This is a genomic window from Lederbergia sp. B243.17, from assembly GCF_057657925.1.
Genome location: NZ_JBWBKF010000033.1, coordinates 1 through 504, shown reverse-complemented (window position 1 = coordinate 504; position 504 = coordinate 1). Strand labels below are relative to the sequence as shown.

The following is a 504-nucleotide window of genomic DNA, read 5'->3' as shown; positions in this document are numbered from 1 at the left end:
AAGGTGGGACAGATGATTGGGGTGAAGTCGTAACAAGGTAGCCGTATCGGAAGGTGCGGCTGGATCACCTCCTTTCTAAGGAAAATGACCGGTGCGAATCCGGTCATCACAAGACGTTTTGTTTCGTTCAGTTTTGAAGGGTCAACCTTCGCTTATACAAAATGTGGGCCTGTAGCTCAGCTGGTTAGAGCACACGCCTGATAAGCGTGAGGTCGGTGGTTCGAGTCCACTCAGGCCCACCATCCCACATTTAGGCTATTTGGAATGGGGATTTTCTTCTTTTATTGGGGCCTTAGCTCAGCTGGGAGAGCGCCTGCTTTGCACGCAGGAGGTCAGCGGTTCGATCCCGCTAGGCTCCACCAATCGTTCTTTGAAAACTAGATACAATGAGAAGCAACAAACCGAGAAACACCACCTTATGGAATTCTTCCGTAAGATATGCAATCCTTGATTAAGTTAGAAAGGGCGCACGGTGGATGCCTTGGCACTAGGAGCCGATGAAGG

At 50.0% G+C, this 504-nt stretch carries 2 tRNA genes and 1 rRNA gene; all 3 read left to right on the top strand.

What is annotated here, in order from left to right:
• Nucleotides 1-75: ribosomal RNA gene (locus AC0TWI_RS04880) — 16S ribosomal RNA — on the top strand; the annotation flags it as partial.
• Nucleotides 76-165: 90 nt separating this feature from the next.
• Nucleotides 166-242, top strand: a tRNA-Ile gene (locus tag AC0TWI_RS04875).
• A 44-nt stretch (nt 243-286) separates the two neighbouring features.
• Nucleotides 287-362 (top strand) — tRNA-Ala (locus tag AC0TWI_RS04870).
• Nucleotides 363-504 lie beyond the last annotated feature (142 nt).